Consider the following 14,458-nt stretch of genomic DNA (forward strand, 5'->3'; position numbering starts at 1 on the left):
GTATTTTGCGCGCAGTGAGGCCGGGTTTCGACCTGGGGATGCCGTGCTGCTCGCTTGAATCGGCGGTTCAGTCGATCTCGGGCATCGGACACCGTGCTGCGCCCGCGGTTGGCGGATGATGGGAGCCCGCGCTGAATCCCCGAGCTGGCGTGAGCCCCGCTTACTAGCCGCCCGCAGTCCGTACAGCATACGTGCGCTTTCCGTACGGGAAGTGCACGCGACCTGTCGGACATCCGGGTCAGGTTGCAGGTCTACGCCCACTCCACGCCCAGCTGTCCCGGGGGTGTCCTGGATCAGAGGGCGGACTGTCTGGCCTGGGCTCTGATCAGTTTGCTGTGTGTCTCGGGTCAGGCCATGTAGGCGTCTCGGTGGCCGTTCCGGTCTGTGGGCAGTGAGGGATCGCCCAGGCCAGCGCGTGAAGGATGTGCATGCCAGATGCGGCGAAGTGACCGCAGATGCGCGTATGGGTGACTACCGTTTCTTCTCCGGTGATCAACGGGGGGCGGGAATGCGGACGATGTCGCTGCGTAAGGGCGAGAACGTGTCTCTGCTGACAGCGCGGACGGTGCTGTCAGTGGCGGTGCAGGGGCTCTCGGCGGACGTGTCCACGTTGCTGCTCGGCTCTGATGGCAAGGTTCGCGGCGATCATGACCTGGTTTTCTACAACCATCCGGCCCAGGACGGTGTGTCCGTTGAGGGCGCGGTTGTCATTGCGGATCTTCCTCGTCTGCCGGCAGACGTGCACCGTGTAGTTGTTGTGGTGAGTGCTGACCCGCTGCAGCCAGGCGCCGTCTTCACGCGAGCACCGCAGCTGACGATCGCCCAGAGTGGTGTCCCATCTGCGTCTTTCACCGCGCCGGACTTCGGGTCAGGGGAGACCGTCGTAGTCCTGGCGGAGCTGTACCGCCGCGGTGATGGCTGGAAGGTCCGCGCGGTGGGACAGGGCTACGCCTCGGGCCTTGCGGGGCTGGCAACCGACTACGGCGTAGATGTCGATCCCGAGCCCTCTGCCGCGCTGATTCCTGCCCAGACACGCACGGCTACGACCGCTGCGGTGGACCTGACGAAGGTGGAGCGACAAGCACCGGGCCTGTTGGCTCCCGCGCGGCAGGCCGGCCAGGCTCTCGCAGACCGAGGGATTACGGGGCGGCGAGCTGCCGTCTACCTGATCTTGGATCATGACTGGCACATGGAAGAGCTGTACGAGTCGTTCGCCGTGCAGGCCTTCGCCGAACGCGTCCTGGCCCTGTCTGCCAACCTCGACGACGACGGCACGGTGCCCGTGATCTTCTCCAGCGGTCGAGAGCCGTTCTTGGAGGAGATCCGGCTGGACAACTACCGGGGCCGCATCGGACAGCTGCATACCCAAGTCGACTGGGGCTGGGGCAACGTCGCCGACGCGATGCGCCGCGCCGTCAGCCACTATCAGGAGTCCGGCGCTGCAGACCCCGCCTTCATCGTGACCCAGGTCGGTGACGAGCCCTGGGACAAAGCAGAGGTCCGCTCCATGCTCCAGAACACCGCCTCGCTGGGGGTCTTCTGGCTGTTTGTCGGATTCGGGCGCGGCAAGCTCGCCTTCTACAAAAACCTCAACGCCTCCGTTTCTGCCACCTTCACCAACGTCGCGTTCTACGACGCCAGCAAAAACCCGGGATCGGTGCCCGGCGAGAGGTTCTACACGGGCCTTGTCGACGCCTTCGCTACCTGGATGCGATCGTGAGGCCTTACATCGAACCAGGCCTGGGCTGCTATCCACTTGCAACACTGCACTAGCCGGGCCGACTTGCGCCACGTGATCATTATGCCCACTCCACGCCCGAGCCCCGCAGCGCGGCGAGCTGGCCTTGGGTGAGCTTGTCGCGCCTCGATTTGGTGTTCGATAGCCATACGCCGAGCTTGTGCTGGTGCTCCTGGCCGTCGATGACGACGCGTTCGACGTGGCCCCTCGGCACTGCCTTCTGGACGCCCTCGCGCTGGATCCACTGGGCGAGGGCTGCCAGACCGCGCTGGAAGGCTGATCCTTTCCCTCCGCCCTTTGCCATCGGGGCCGGGGCGTGGCGTTCGGCGGGTTTCACGCCCAGCGCTGTGAGCCGCTGCTGCTGTTCTTCGGAGAGCTCCGCCCAGCTGCGGCGTTGTCACTTCAGCCACTTGCCGAGGTCGTCGCCGTCCATGAGCACGCCTGGGGCGATGTCGGGCAGGACGCCGTGGGGTTCGTCGGCGGCGAGGTCGGTGAGGACGCGGTAGTGGCGTTGCCAGTCCAGGGGCCAGGGGCAGTTCCAGTCCGGGTCAGCAGGTTGGCCATGTGCTGACCCACCGGCACCATCGCCTCGCCCTCGCCCCAGACCGCGTCCTGGCGCGGAGCGAGGTGTCCGGTGGCCCGCCGGTAGGAGCGCAGCGCGGCGAGCTTGGCCTCCCAGGCTTCTTCGCCCGGTTCCCAGACCATCCCGGCCTCCGGCGCGTCGAGCAGCTCCTTGCGGTGGGGATCGAGCTCTCCGGCCCGCAGGGCTTTCCTCTGCTGGTGCACCCATCGCCCAAGTGGAAAGAATTTCGTTGCCCCGACTTCGACCTCAACGTCGTAGGGAACGGCGTAGAGGCCGACGATCTCATTTTCCTTCCGCCAGCGGATCAGTGCCTGGTGACCCAGCACCGCCGACCCGAGGCATCGATGCCGTTCGCGAACTGGCGCAGCACCTCGCGCCGCTCGGTGACGAGGTGATCGCCGCACAGCCACGCCGACCACACCCGGTCCGGCGGAACATGGCGGCCGGCCTCCAGCTCGTAGAACTCCGCGCCGATCGACGACTTCGGCAACCGGTCCGCAGCCGCCAGATCCGCGTCGGAGGCGTCGCCTGCGTACAACTTTGCGGCCGTCTCCGGCAGTTTCTCCGCGAACGCCATGGCCTCCTCCACCCTTTGGTGAAAGGTCATGACCGTACGCAAGTTGTACGCCGCGGCGTGCTCCAGGAGCGCCGTCTGCAAAAGCGCCAGGCGCCGCCCCCGCTGCGCCTCCTCCGATTCCCCGAGGACGGAGGAGGGGTCGCGGATCTCCAGCACGTCGATCTCGAACCCGGCGAGGATGCCCCGCTCGATCGCCTCCGAGAGCCCGAGCTCGGCCAGCCAGGGTCCATAGGTGTCGGAGTCCTGGCCCATCGATGCCAGCTCCAGCTCCTTGCCTTCCGCGCCCTTCTGCGGCCGGGACGATGCCAGGATGCGCGGGGTGGCGGTGAGGTAGAGCCGGAAGTCGGCGGGGATGCGGGCGTTGTCGTGGATCGCCGCCCACGGCCGCCCGAGATCACCCGCGGTTGAGTGCGCCTCGTCCGTTTTACCGTCTGTGGTGATGTGCGGGGTGGCGTTGAGCTGGTGTTTTGGGTGTCGTGAAGCGTGGTCGCAGTCGCGCCATCGCTTGCCGACCTTCACCCGGTTCAGGTCGACGTGGGAGAGGTCGACCAACCAGGAGCCGGGCAGCGCCGCGTCGAAGGCCGGGTTGGTGACGTGGACCGGCGGCGAGGTGAGGCCGACGACGGCGCCGTTGGCGGCCGCACCGAAGGCAAGGTTCACGTCGATGCCCACCAGATGGCGCTTCATGCACTCGGCGTCGGTCAGGTCCCGGGCCCAGTCGTAGGCCTCCTCGAAGAGCAGCTCGTCGGGGCCGCGTACGTGGAAGCGGGGCAGGTCGGCGAGGACAGGGTGTCCGTCGTGCGCCTCGCACGGCGCCGAGTCCATCCACTGGGTGCCCAGCGAGCCGGACCGGTGCTCGGCATGCCGCCTGCCCTCCTCGTCCGGTGCACTCGACAGAGCTGGAGGCCGCGAGAGCGGGGCAGGAGAGCCTACCGGATGTGGTGTGGCGACAGTTGGGGCGGGTGCGGCGGTGGCTGCTGGTGGTGGACAACGCTGGTGACCAGCCGGGATGGCAGCGAGCAGACCTGGGGTCCGTGCGCACGGCTGCTGCCGCTGGAGCCGCTGCCGGTGCGACCTGCTGGGCAGGTCCTTCTGGTGTCCGGGGCCGGAACCGGGTGTTTGCTTCACGTCGACGTAACTGGGCGCAGGACGTGACCAGGTCCATGGACTGGGTGCTGTGTCCGGTGCGCTGCAGTTGCGGGGCCGCGTCCTGGTCCGCGAACTGGGCCTGCCGGCGGTACGGTCGGCCTTGGCCTCGTTGACGACGTGATTGCGGTGGGCATTTCGGCGGTGGCGGCGGTCGTCCTGGAGTTCCTTTGGAAGTGGGTCGACCGCCGCTTTCCGGCCTGGCGGCGGAAGTTAGTGCATTGCGTGCTACTGCACGTCCACGAAGTCCGCCGCGGAGGTGACCGACGACGTCGTCCCCGTTCTTGCGAAGCGGTAGCGGAAGTAGCCGTCTTCCGAGGCGGTGACCGTGGCCTTCAGGGCGCCCGTGGTGGTCGTCCTGATGGTGTCCAGGGTGGTGTAGGTGGTGGAGCCCTTCTTGCGGAACTGGAGCTTCACCGACTGGTTGCCGTAGCCGCAGTAGGTGCCGGCGCCGTTCCAGTCCGCGTGGGTCAGCTGGCCGGAGACGGTGATCGTCCGGCCCTTCTTCACCGGCTCGGGCGTGGCGTTGGCGGTAAGCCTGGCGGCGCGCTTGAGGGTGACCTTGCCGAGGTCGCCCTGGGCCTTCATGACCCCGGTCTTCTCGTCGATCGCACCACCGCCCACCGTGAGGGTGCCGGCGTCCGAGGCACGCAGCTCGGAGGCGGCGAGGGTGATCGTTTCGGCGCACTTGAGGGCCGTGCTGGAGACGGTGGTGCAGGTCCCCGGGCCGTCACCGATGAAGAACACGGTGGCGATGTCCGGGATCGGCGCGCCGCGGTAGAACTCGACACCGCTGACGACGTCGGTGACGGGGACGCTCGCCGGGTGGTTCAGGGTGTACGTCAGCGGGACGGCGACCTTGCCGGTGGCGCCGACGACGAAGTTGGTCTTGCCGTTGTCGACCTCAACGTTGGAGAAGGTGACGTTGAGGGTCGGAGCCGGCGTGGTGGTGGCCTGTGCGGCCGGGATGGCGAGGGCGGAGAGGGCCAGGGCGCCGGAGACGGCGGCCACGGTGGCACGGATGCGCATGCGTTCCTCTACGTGGAGAAGTGGGTCCCGGCGGCGGGTAGTTCCTCACGGCTCGCCAACGCCGCAGGGCCCCAGGTGATTGTGGGGTCTGTCGGCTCACACGATAGCTAATTTCCACGTGTGTGGGAATTAGCTGGCAGCGCGGCGTCCGTTCGGCCCTTCGTCATGCTCACGGCTAAGGCCTGCACCGGTTGTCTGACAGCTCGTTGAGCAATGCTCCACTCGACTCCGACGCGGCCGACGAGAAGGCAGCCACTCAGGGACGGCCTGGTCCGCCTGCGAAGGCAGCCATGGCCTTCGAGGCGACAGCGGGGCGGCGCAGGAAGTCGGTGGTCACCACCGCCGCCACCGCGTCGTCCATGGTCAGGTCATGTGTGGCCTCGAACTTCTCCTGGACGCTCTCCGGGGAGTCGACCTTCACCACGCGCTTCGCGCTGTCATGCGTCCAGCGGGGCCGCCCGCCAGGCGGGTGGGGTCCGGGAGCCTCTGCGGGTTTCGTTACTGACTTCAGCTCGTCAGGGTGAGGGTGAGTCGTCGAGGATCAGGCCGGTGCCCGCTATGAAGCCGTCGAGGGTGTGAGGTCTGTACTGCAGGCGCTTGAGCCGGTTACGGACGAGGGCTTCGAGCCGAGGAAGTGGCCCGGCGTGAGCGGCTGATCGCCAAGGGCGGCTGCCTCCTGGATCTGGACCACTACCTGGAAGCCCTGATCCGCAAGCCGGGCGCTTTCCCCGGCGCCACCGCTCTCGAACAAGCCCGCTCAGCAGGCAGGTTCACCCCGGTCCATGACGCCTGATGGGCCCAGGCCCAGAAGGTCCACGGCGAGCGGGACGGCACCTGGGCCCTGATCGAGGTGCTGGTGCTGGGCCGGCATATCCCGCACGAGTACCTGGTCGCCGGCCTGGCCACCGTCCTGCGGGCCGGGGCCCTGACCGCGGACGCGGTGGCCCTGGAGGCCCGCAAGGCCGCCCAGGCCGAAGACGAACCTGTTGCCCTTGGCCCGTCGCGCACCGGAGCGGGACAGCCCTCGGGGACCGTGACGGTCCTGCACGAGTGGAAGCTGGCCCACCTTCCGCCGGACGCCAGGCCGCTGCCCTCGGTGACGCCCTATGACCAACTGCTCCGCGCCGTCGCGCCGACGGCGGCGCCCACCGAGAGGAAGAAGCCCAGTGGCCCTGCCACGCCGGCGAGGCTTGACCGAGCAGGCCGCCACCACCGCCATCGACACCGCCTGCCGTCCGCTGCGGCTGCCGTCGATCGCAAGGAGTTCGCCGACATCGCCGACCGTGCGGTGAAGGACCAGCTGACCTATCGCGGCTTCCTCGCCGAGCTGCTGATGGCCGAGTGCGACGACGGGGCCCGCCGCCGTTCGGAACGGCGGATCAAGGCAGCGGGCTTTCCGCGGAGAAGTCGCTGCGGACCTTGGGCTTCGACGCCAACCCCAACATCGACGCGGCCACCATCAACACACTCGCCAGCTGCGAGTGGAGCAAAAAGAGGGGCAGCCGCTCTGCCTGATCGGAGACTCCGGCACCGGCGAGGGCCTGTCTCCGCGATCTCAGTCATGAGTGGTCGAGCCCGCAGATAGCCGAATCGGCTCTACCCCCGTGATCGCTGATCTGCAGTGCGTGGTGCTGGACTGCTCTGACCCCGGTGAACTCGCCGAGTTCTACCAGTCGCTCCTTGGTGGCGCCGTCAACCAGCCGGATCGGCGATGGGCGCTCAGCGAGGACTGGGGCACGTTGCACACCGGATTCGGCCTCGTCCTGGCCTTCCAGCAGGTAGCGGACTACCAGCCGCCGCTGTGGCCGGACCCGAGCCGGCCACAGCAGTTCCACCTGGATTTCGGCGTCGCCGACCTGGACCGCGCTCAAGAACAGGTGTTGACCCAGGGCGCCAAGGTGCTGGATGACGGTGCGGACGGAAGGAGCTGGCGGATATACGCCGACCCCGCAGGTCATCCGTTCTGCCTGGTCCGTCACTGATGACGAGGCCGTGGGGCAACGCCCAGCGTGATCATGACCGGAGCCAGATGAGGAGTGCGGCAGCGGTGACGGTACCCAGGACAACATATCCTCGCTTGTCGTAGCGCGTTGCCACGGCTCTGAATTGCTTGAGCTTGTTCACCGCTCGCTCGACGGTATTGCGTTTCTTGTACCGCACCAGGTCGAAGCCCGGGGGCGCCCGCCCCCCTTGCGCAGACCGGCGCCCCGGCTGTCGCGCTTCTCAGGGATCACGTGCCGGATCCCGCGGCGTCGCAGGTAGGCACGGATCACGCCGTTGCTGTAGGCGCGGTCTGCGCTGACGCTGCGCGCAGTCCGGCGAGGTCTGCCGAGGCCGGCGCGGGGGACGCGGATCTTGTCCAGCACGGGTTCGAATTGGGTGCAGTCGGCCCGTTGGCCGGGGGTGATAACCAGTGACAGCGGGCGGCACTTGCCGTCCGCAGCAAGGTGGAGCTTGGTGGTCAGCCCGCCCCGGGACCGGCCGAGGGACTCGTCTGCCGGATTGCTTCTTGAAGCACCGCCAGCAGGCGCAAGTGCGCGCTCACGTAAATCGATCTTGCCATGCCCCCTTTTGACGCGGTCGGCAGTGCCGGCGGGGCTTTTGGGGCCCCGGCGGCGTGCTGGTGGGCGCGGATGGACGTGGAGTCGACGTTGATGGTCCCAGTCGATGTCCCCGGCTGCGTCAGCGACGGCCTGGACGCACTGGAGCAGCCTCTCCCAGGTGCCGTCGGCAGACCACAACTTGCTCTGTCGCGTCGGGGTCGCGGCCACCGGGTTCGCTTCGTTCAGACCGCTGTGCGTAGTCGTGCTGTGCGACAGGAGGGCGGACGCGATTTCACGGTAGGGTGAAACCAGTTTCAGTGTGTGGTGAAACTTCGTCGCGGCCGTGAGTGAGCGCGGGACCGGCAAGGGAGATGGCGGGAAATGACGGCACGAGCAGGCAGGGGTCCCAGGGGGGAGCGGGGGGCGCAGGCGGACCGCATCCTGGCGGCTGCGCGCAGGTCCTTCGCCGAGAAGGGGTACAGCGGGACGTCCCTGCGGGCCGTGGCGCAGGCCGCCGATGTGGATCCCACCCTGGTGAACTACTACTTCTTCAACAAGATGGGACTGCTGAGGGCAGCGCTGGAGCCGCCGGAAGTCTTCGGCGAGGGCATCGCCGAGGCTGCCAAGGTGCCGCTGGAGGAGCGCGGACGGGCCTTTGTGGAGGCGGCGCTGTCCATGTGGGATGATCCGGCCACTTCGGAGATCCTGCGTTCGATCATCCTCGCCGCGAGCCATGAGCCCTACGCCATGGAGCGCCTGCGCGCCGTCTTCTCCGCTCTCGTCCTTCCGGTCGTGTCGGCGAGCCTTCCGGACGACGAGGCCGGGCTGCGCTCGGACCTGGTGGCCATTCAAATCGTGGGTCTGGCCATGACACGTTACGTCTGGGCCATCGACCGCATCGCCGACATGCCGAGGGAGCAGGTCGTCCGCCTGATCGGGCCGGTCGTGCAGCACTACCTCACGGATGACCTGGCCGGCGGTGTCTCGCAGGGTGCCTGACCGGATGGTGGCTGCCGAGGGGACTCTGGTTATTTTCATGTGGAGTAGAAATTCTCTTGCTCCGGTGCGGTGTCCGACGTACCGTGGGAATCGGTAATTTCCGGACACATGGAAATGAGTGTGCCATGGCCCAGCCCCGGGCCGCTGGCGTCGAACTCGGTCCGCGCCGACCCAATGGGCTCCGGGCCATCAGTCGTCAGTGCCACGAATCCCCTCTTCCCCAGATGGCGACGTGTGAGGACGGCGTGCTGGTCCCGGTCCGTAGCGGCGGCCGGCCCTCCGTTGACGCCTGCCGTCCCGGCGCGGGCGCACGGGGTGCCGCATCCGTAGTCGCCTCTCCGGCGAGCGGAGCGGCGCCCCCGCGGCAGGGTGAGGGCGGGGTGGCCGCGCGGGTGGGCATCGTGCCGTGTGATCCGCGTTCCGCGGCCCTGGCCCGAGACATCGTCGCCAGGCGTCTCGCCGAGCTTGGCCTCGCCGACCTGGCCGATGTCGCCGAGTTGCTGGTCTCCGAGTTGGTGGGCAATGCGATCAAGTGCGCCGGTGGCCGCACCCTGCTCATCACCGTTCATGCCGCCGAGCGTGGCGCCCGGGTCACCGTCACCGACGGCTCGCGTGGCCTGCCCGCCCTTGTCAGCGCCGGGGGCGAGGACGAGGGCGGGCGTGGCCTGGCTCTGGTCGATGCCCTTGCCGTCCGCTGGGGAACCGTCCCGCTCCGGAATGGCAAACGCGTCTGGTTCGAGGTGTAGATCCACTGGGGTGACGCCGGCGGGGGAGTCGGTCGCCATGCGGGCCCGGGGCTGAGGGGCGCGTCACCAGGCGGTCGCGTGAAGGCGGACGATCGGTTGCGGGAGTGCATGACTGCGTCCGCCCGGGGCGGCGCGGGGCTACGGCTATCCGACGTGCGGTGTGTCGGCTGGGCCGTGCCGGGATCGCGCCTGGTGCAGCTCAATTTCACACTGTACTGAAATTTCTCTTGCCTGCGGCAAGGGGTGCGCGTACCGTGAGCACCCGTTAATTTCCCTACATGTGGAAATGAGGGTGCCATGGCTCGGTTCAAGGCAGCGGGGGTGCGGCCCGGTCAGCGTCGGCTCAACGGACCGCAGACCACCGGTCGTCACTACCGCAACCTGTCCCCGGCTCTCCACGGGATGGCCCGCGAGGACAACGTGCCCGTTCCGGTCCGCGACGGCATCCGGCTCCTGGCCGACGTCCGCCGCCCCGATGCGGACGGCAGGTATCCCGCACTCGTCGCGGCGGCCCCCTATCCACGCCAGATCCAGGACCTGGGCCTCCCCGCATCCATCATCGAGGCCGGCGCGAGTGACTTCTGGGTGCCGCGCGGCTACGCCCATGTCATAGCCAACCTCCGCGGCACGGTGGGCTCGGGCGGCACCTACACCTTCTTCGACGCACAGGAACGCAGGGACCTGTTCGACCTGGTCGAGTGGGTTGCCGAGCAGCCGTGGTGCGACGGGAACGTGGGCATGATCGGCATCAGTTACTACGCCATGACCCAGATGGAGGCGGCCACCCAGCGCCCGCCTCACCTCAAGGCCCTGTTTCCCTTCAACGTCACCGTCCAGGCCCGGGAAGCCACCTACCACAACGGCCTGATGAACGCCTCCTTCGTCACCACCTGGTTCCACGCACTGGGCGTCCTGTCCGCCCACGGCGACCGTCTCTACCGCAGCAGCCCGTCCCGTCTCCTGCGCAAAGTCCTGGCCGTTCCCGCCGTCCACCGTCGGTTCGACCACATCGACTCCGTCCAGGCACACCGCGCCCTACAGCTGATCCAGCACCTGCCGCGCGCCGCCCACCCCTGGGACGACCTGTTGAACGCGGTGGCCACCGAGCACCCTGTCGGCGACGCGTGGTGGGACGACCGTGACGTGACCGGATTGCTCGCCGATGTCGACATCCCCGTCTACCTCGGCGGCGACTGGTCCAACGTCTCTCTCCATCTGTCCGGCCTCTTCGCAGCCTGGGAGAGCCTCGCCCGCAACCCTCACGTGCGCATGGCCATGCTCGGGGCGGACAGCCTGCCCTGGCCATGGGAGAGCATGCACTTCGAGGCCCTCGCCTGGTTCGACCACTGGCTCAAGGGACGGGACACCGGCATTCTCGAAGGCCCTGCCATCCGCTACTGGCTGCCGGGTGCCGAGCAGTGGCGCACCGCCGACTCCTGGCCCCCGCCGGCCACACACACAGCCCTGGCTCTGAACGCCGACGCTTCTCTCGCGGGCGACGAGCGGCCGGGTGAGCGCAGCTACGCCACTCACGGCGGGCATGGCCTCCCCGCCCAGCTGAGTTGGACCAGTGCCCCCCTTCCTGGAGCCCTCGACATGGTCGGCTACCCCGAACTGCGGCTCACCGCCACCAGCAGTGAGTACGACACGGGATGGATCCTGCTCCTGCAGGACGTCGGCCCGGACGGCAAGGCCACGGACATAACCCAGGGCTGGCTACGCGCCAGCATGCGCCACGTCGACGAGGACGCGAGTGAGACAGGCCGGCCGGTCCTTTCGATGAAGACGCGGGAGCCCGTCCCTCTGGGCGAGCCGGTCGACTACCGCATCCCGCTGGTCGCCAACGCCCGCCGGTTCCACCGAGGGCACCGCATCCGGCTCATCCTCACCAGCGACGACACCCGTGAGCACTTCCGCCCCATGATGCATTTCAGTCACGCCCCCGTCGGCGCCCCGGCCGTCAACACGGTGCACTCCAGCTCACGACTTCTCCTTCCGATCCTGGGAGGGGAATGAACGCGACACCCGACGACTCGCCGGGGCCGCCCCCTCGCCGACGACCGGACACGGCAAGAGCACACCGGTACAAGAGCACACCAGTCCTGTGCCATGGCGTCCGCCGGTGCGCTTCGCTCGTCTCGATCATTCCGTGGGGCCCCGGCGTCATGGACGTGACCCCGGGCATCCCAGTACCGGCGATCACCCTGCCCGGCTCGGCGTGCTCACCACCCTCGACCGCAGCGGTGAAGCCCGCGGACATCACGGCAGCCCGCTTCCTTCCCGAACTCCCGACCGTGCGCTGGCGCTGTCGCATCCTGCCGCGCCGCGGCGGGACCGTTCCAACGCATGCCGGAGCAACCCGATGACAACCCCACCCATCCGCCCGGCCGCCTCGGACCTGCGCCGCACCGCATACGCGATCGGCGGCTCCGTCCTGGCCACGACTCCGCTGTGGACCGCTGCCCACGTCCTGGGCGTCGAGCTCCGCATCGGGCCCGGAGGCAGATGGCCGGCCCGGGCCGTGGGCCTGCCCCGCCTCGCCGGCACCACGCTCGTCGTCGCCCTGCTCGCCGCAGCGTCGACATGGGCACTGGACCGGTTGAGGCGACCGGGCCGTGATCGTCTGGACCCGCATGGCCGTCGCCGAGGCGACTGTGGCGCTGATGCACCTGGCCGTCGCCGCCGTACTCATACCGCTCATGGCTCCCGGCAGTGCCGACTGACCCAGGAGACATGGCAACAAGCCGAAGAAACCCGATCGATCCACTGAAAGTTCGGAGCGTCATCCGGCAGTCGGTCCGGGACGCCTAAGGAGCCATGCACATGCCTTCCAGCCCCCACTCCAACCTCGCCGCGATCCTGGTGGACTCGGCGGCGCGCCATCCCGACCGCCCGGCCGTCCGGCTCGACGGCGCCACCCTCACCTATGCCGAGCTCGACGAGACGAGCGCCCGGGCCGCGTCCCTCCTGCTGAGCACCGGGGTGAAGCCGGGCGACCGGGTCGGCCTGATGCTGCCGAACGTCCCCGCGTTCGCCGTCCTGTACTACGGCATCCTGCGTGCCGGGGCCGTCGTGGTACCGATGAATCCGCTGCTGAAGGCACGCGAGGTGGAGTACCACCTGGACGACTCCGCGGCCTCCCTCCTGTTCGCCCCGCACCAGGCCGAGGAAGCGCACCGGGGCGCCCTGGCCGCCGCAACGGCGCGCGTCGCGGTGCCCGCGGACGGGCTCGACGGACTACTGGCGGGCCACGACCCGGTTGCGGAGGTGGCCTCCCGGGCGCCGACCGACACGGCGGTGATCCTCTACACCTCCGGCACGACGGGCCGGCCCAAGGGTGCCGAGCTCACCCACGACAACCTGGTGCGCAACACCGCGGTCACCCGCACCACACTCCTTCAACTCACCGAACAGGACGTTGTGTTCGGCGGCCTGCCGCTCTTCCACGCCTTCGGCCAGGTCGTCGGCCTCAACTGCGCTGTCGCGGCCGGTGCCTGCCTGACCCTGCTGCCCCGCTTCGAAGCGGGCAGGGCCCTGGAGATCGTCGAACGGGACCGGGTCACCGCGTTCCTCGGCGTCCCGACGATGTACGGCTCGCTGCTCGCAGCGGCAGGTCAAGCGGACACGGCGTCGCTGCGGGTGTGCGTCTCCGGCGGAGCCTCACTCCCGGTGGAGATCCTGCACGCCTTCGAAACCGCCTTCGACTGCACGGTTCTCGAAGGCTACGGCCTGTCCGAGACATCCCCGGTCGCCTGCTTCAACCACCCCGACCGCCCCCGCCGCCCCGGCTCCATCGGCACCCCGGTCGACGGCGTCGAGATGCGGGTGCTCGACCCGGACGGCGCCGAGGTGCCCGACGGCACCCCCGGCGAGATCGTCATCCGCGGGCACAACGTCATGAAGGGCTACTGGCGCAACCCCGGGGCCACCGCCGAGGCCGTCCCGGACGGCTGGCTCCGCACCGGCGACATCGGCGTGCGCGACCGCGACGGCAGTTTCAGGATCGTGGACCGGAAGAAGGACCTCATCATTCGCGGCGGATTCAACGTCTACCCGCGGGAGGTCGAGGAGGTTCTCTACGAGCACCCGGCGGTGGCCGAGGCCGCTGTCATCGCCGTTCCGCACGCCGTACACGGTGACGAGGTCGCCGCCGTCGTCACCCTCAAGCCCGGCAGTGGGGCAGGGGCCGATGAACTTCGCGAGTTCGTCAAGTCCCGCGTCGCCGCCTACAAATACCCCCGCGTGGTCCGGATCGTCGATGCCCTGCCCAAGGGTGCCACCGGGAAGATCCTCAAGCGCGAGATCGTGCTGCCGCCGAGCTGACGGGGCGGTCGACCCCCGACAGGCCGTCCGGGCGCGCCGGCGACGGAGCCGGTTGGTGATGCCCGTGTCCTGTTCCGCCCCTCTCACGAAGACGGGTCCGCGGCCGCAAGCGATGGGGAGTACCGCCGCAACCGCGCGCCGGACCGGTGCCCCGGGTGACCGGCCGTGCCGTGATCACGTCGAAGCCGAGGGCTCAGCGTCCGCGGACGGCGTGCGATTGAGGTTGGTCTCGATCCGGGTCAGGACGCGCATCGCCTGCTCGTACTCCTCCTGCGTGAACCCCGCTGCCGTGATCGCCTCCAGGTCCCGCCAGGCCTGATGAACCCGGTCTCGCAGGGCCAGGCCGGCCCGGGTGGGCTTCACCACGGCTGCCCGCCGGTCGTGCGGGGAGGGGCTGCGGGTGACGAACCCGGACTGCTCGAGACGCTGCAGCATCTTGGTGACGGTGGACGGATCCAGGGCCAGCGTCTTGATCAGATCGGCCTGGCGCTGTTCACCCTGTGCCCAGAGCTGCATCATCAGCAGTTCCTGCCCGGGGTACAGGCCCGTATCACGCAGCAGGTTGGCCGCCATGATCCGGTGCACACGGGCGGCGCGGAAGAGCGCCTCGCTCATCGGGGCGTCGGCGACGGTCGGTACCGCGTCGTCCTTGCTCCGGACCGATTCGGACGCTGACGGCATGGTGGCTGTTCCTCCCTGAGGGCGGCGAGTCGTTGGACGGCACATCATCTCATCTCCATCAATTGGTCGACCAATAAACTAGGGCCACACGGC

Annotated in this window: 10 protein-coding genes and 6 pseudogenes; 9 read left to right on the forward strand and 7 right to left on the reverse strand. The window is 68.7% G+C overall.

Annotation, left to right across the window (positions count from 1 at the left end; all coding sequences use genetic code 11):
- Positions 1-463 precede the first annotated feature (463 nt).
- Entirely contained in the window at positions 464-1,720 is a 1,257-nt protein-coding gene (locus tag ACZ404_RS30215) for a VWA domain-containing protein (RefSeq protein WP_468445313.1), read from the forward strand.
- Positions 1,721-1,799: 79 nt separating this feature from the next.
- On the opposite strand, the pseudogene ACZ404_RS30220 reads toward ACZ404_RS30215, so the two are convergent.
- The 5 genes and pseudogenes from ACZ404_RS30220 to ACZ404_RS30240 all read right to left on the reverse strand — a co-directional run.
- Positions 1,800-3,318, reverse strand: a pseudogene (locus ACZ404_RS30220) (helicase associated domain-containing protein); the annotation flags it as partial.
- A gap of 66 nt (positions 3,319-3,384) precedes the next feature.
- Positions 3,385-3,804 (reverse strand): annotated as a pseudogene (locus tag ACZ404_RS30225) (telomere-associated protein Tap); the annotation flags it as partial.
- 468 nt (positions 3,805-4,272) lie between these two features.
- Entirely contained in the window at positions 4,273-5,073 is an 801-nt protein-coding gene (locus ACZ404_RS30230; protein WP_468445315.1) for a hypothetical protein, read from the reverse strand.
- Positions 5,074-5,329: 256 nt separating this feature from the next.
- Positions 5,330-5,584, reverse strand: coding sequence for a DUF6192 family protein (locus ACZ404_RS30235; protein ID WP_468445442.1), 255 nt, complete (start codon positions 5,582-5,584; stop codon positions 5,330-5,332).
- 4 nt (positions 5,585-5,588) lie between these two features.
- Positions 5,589-5,708: pseudogene (locus ACZ404_RS30240) on the reverse strand (IS630 family transposase); the annotation flags it as partial.
- Between ACZ404_RS30240 and ACZ404_RS30245 the strand changes: the two are divergent.
- The 3 genes and pseudogenes from ACZ404_RS30245 to ACZ404_RS30255 all read left to right on the forward strand — a co-directional run bounded on the left by ACZ404_RS30245 (position 5,708) and on the right by ACZ404_RS30255 (position 7,055).
- The gene (locus ACZ404_RS30245) at positions 5,708-5,866 is read left to right on the forward strand and encodes a hypothetical protein (RefSeq protein WP_468445317.1); all 159 of its coding nucleotides are present in this window, start codon (positions 5,708-5,710) and stop codon (positions 5,864-5,866) included. The pseudogene ACZ404_RS30240 and the gene ACZ404_RS30245 overlap by 1 nt on opposite strands.
- A gap of 373 nt (positions 5,867-6,239) precedes the next feature.
- Positions 6,240-6,611: pseudogene (locus ACZ404_RS30250) on the forward strand (ATP-binding protein); the annotation flags it as partial.
- A 66-nt stretch (positions 6,612-6,677) separates the two neighbouring features.
- A complete protein-coding gene (locus ACZ404_RS30255) occupies positions 6,678-7,055 on the forward strand; it encodes a VOC family protein (protein ID WP_468445319.1) in 378 nt (125 codons plus the stop codon).
- A gap of 31 nt (positions 7,056-7,086) precedes the next feature.
- Here ACZ404_RS30255 and ACZ404_RS30260 read toward each other — a convergent pair.
- Positions 7,087-7,811 (reverse strand): annotated as a pseudogene (locus tag ACZ404_RS30260) (IS5 family transposase); the annotation flags it as partial.
- A 186-nt stretch (positions 7,812-7,997) separates the two neighbouring features.
- On the opposite strand from ACZ404_RS30260, the gene ACZ404_RS30265 reads away from it, so the two are divergent.
- The 5 genes and pseudogenes from ACZ404_RS30265 (at position 7,998) to ACZ404_RS30285 (ending at position 13,684) form a co-directional block, all read left to right on the forward strand.
- Positions 7,998-8,615 carry a TetR/AcrR family transcriptional regulator gene (locus ACZ404_RS30265; RefSeq protein ID WP_468445321.1) on the forward strand — a complete coding sequence of 206 codons (618 nt, stop codon included), beginning with the start codon at positions 7,998-8,000 and terminating at the stop codon, positions 8,613-8,615.
- Between the two features lie 380 nt (positions 8,616-8,995).
- Positions 8,996-9,361 carry an ATP-binding protein gene (locus ACZ404_RS30270; RefSeq protein WP_468445323.1) on the forward strand — a complete coding sequence of 122 codons (366 nt, stop codon included), beginning with the start codon at positions 8,996-8,998 and terminating at the stop codon, positions 9,359-9,361.
- Positions 9,362-9,658: 297 nt separating this feature from the next.
- Positions 9,659-11,377: a CocE/NonD family hydrolase gene (locus ACZ404_RS30275; RefSeq protein WP_468445325.1), complete on the forward strand. Its 1,719-nt coding sequence runs from the start codon at positions 9,659-9,661 to the stop codon at positions 11,375-11,377.
- Positions 11,378-11,723: 346 nt separating this feature from the next.
- Positions 11,724-11,918 (forward strand): annotated as a pseudogene (locus tag ACZ404_RS30280) (hypothetical protein); the annotation flags it as partial.
- A gap of 266 nt (positions 11,919-12,184) precedes the next feature.
- Positions 12,185-13,684, forward strand: a complete 1,500-nt coding sequence (locus tag ACZ404_RS30285; RefSeq protein ID WP_468445327.1) for a long-chain-fatty-acid--CoA ligase — start codon at positions 12,185-12,187, stop codon at positions 13,682-13,684.
- A gap of 174 nt (positions 13,685-13,858) precedes the next feature.
- On the opposite strand, the gene ACZ404_RS30290 is transcribed toward ACZ404_RS30285, so the two are convergent.
- Positions 13,859-14,365: a MarR family winged helix-turn-helix transcriptional regulator gene (locus ACZ404_RS30290; protein ID WP_468445329.1), complete on the reverse strand. Its 507-nt coding sequence runs from the start codon at positions 14,363-14,365 to the stop codon at positions 13,859-13,861.
- Between the last annotated feature and the right edge of the window lie 93 nt (positions 14,366-14,458).

Source organism: Streptomyces sp. NPDC030798 (assembly GCF_055572275.1).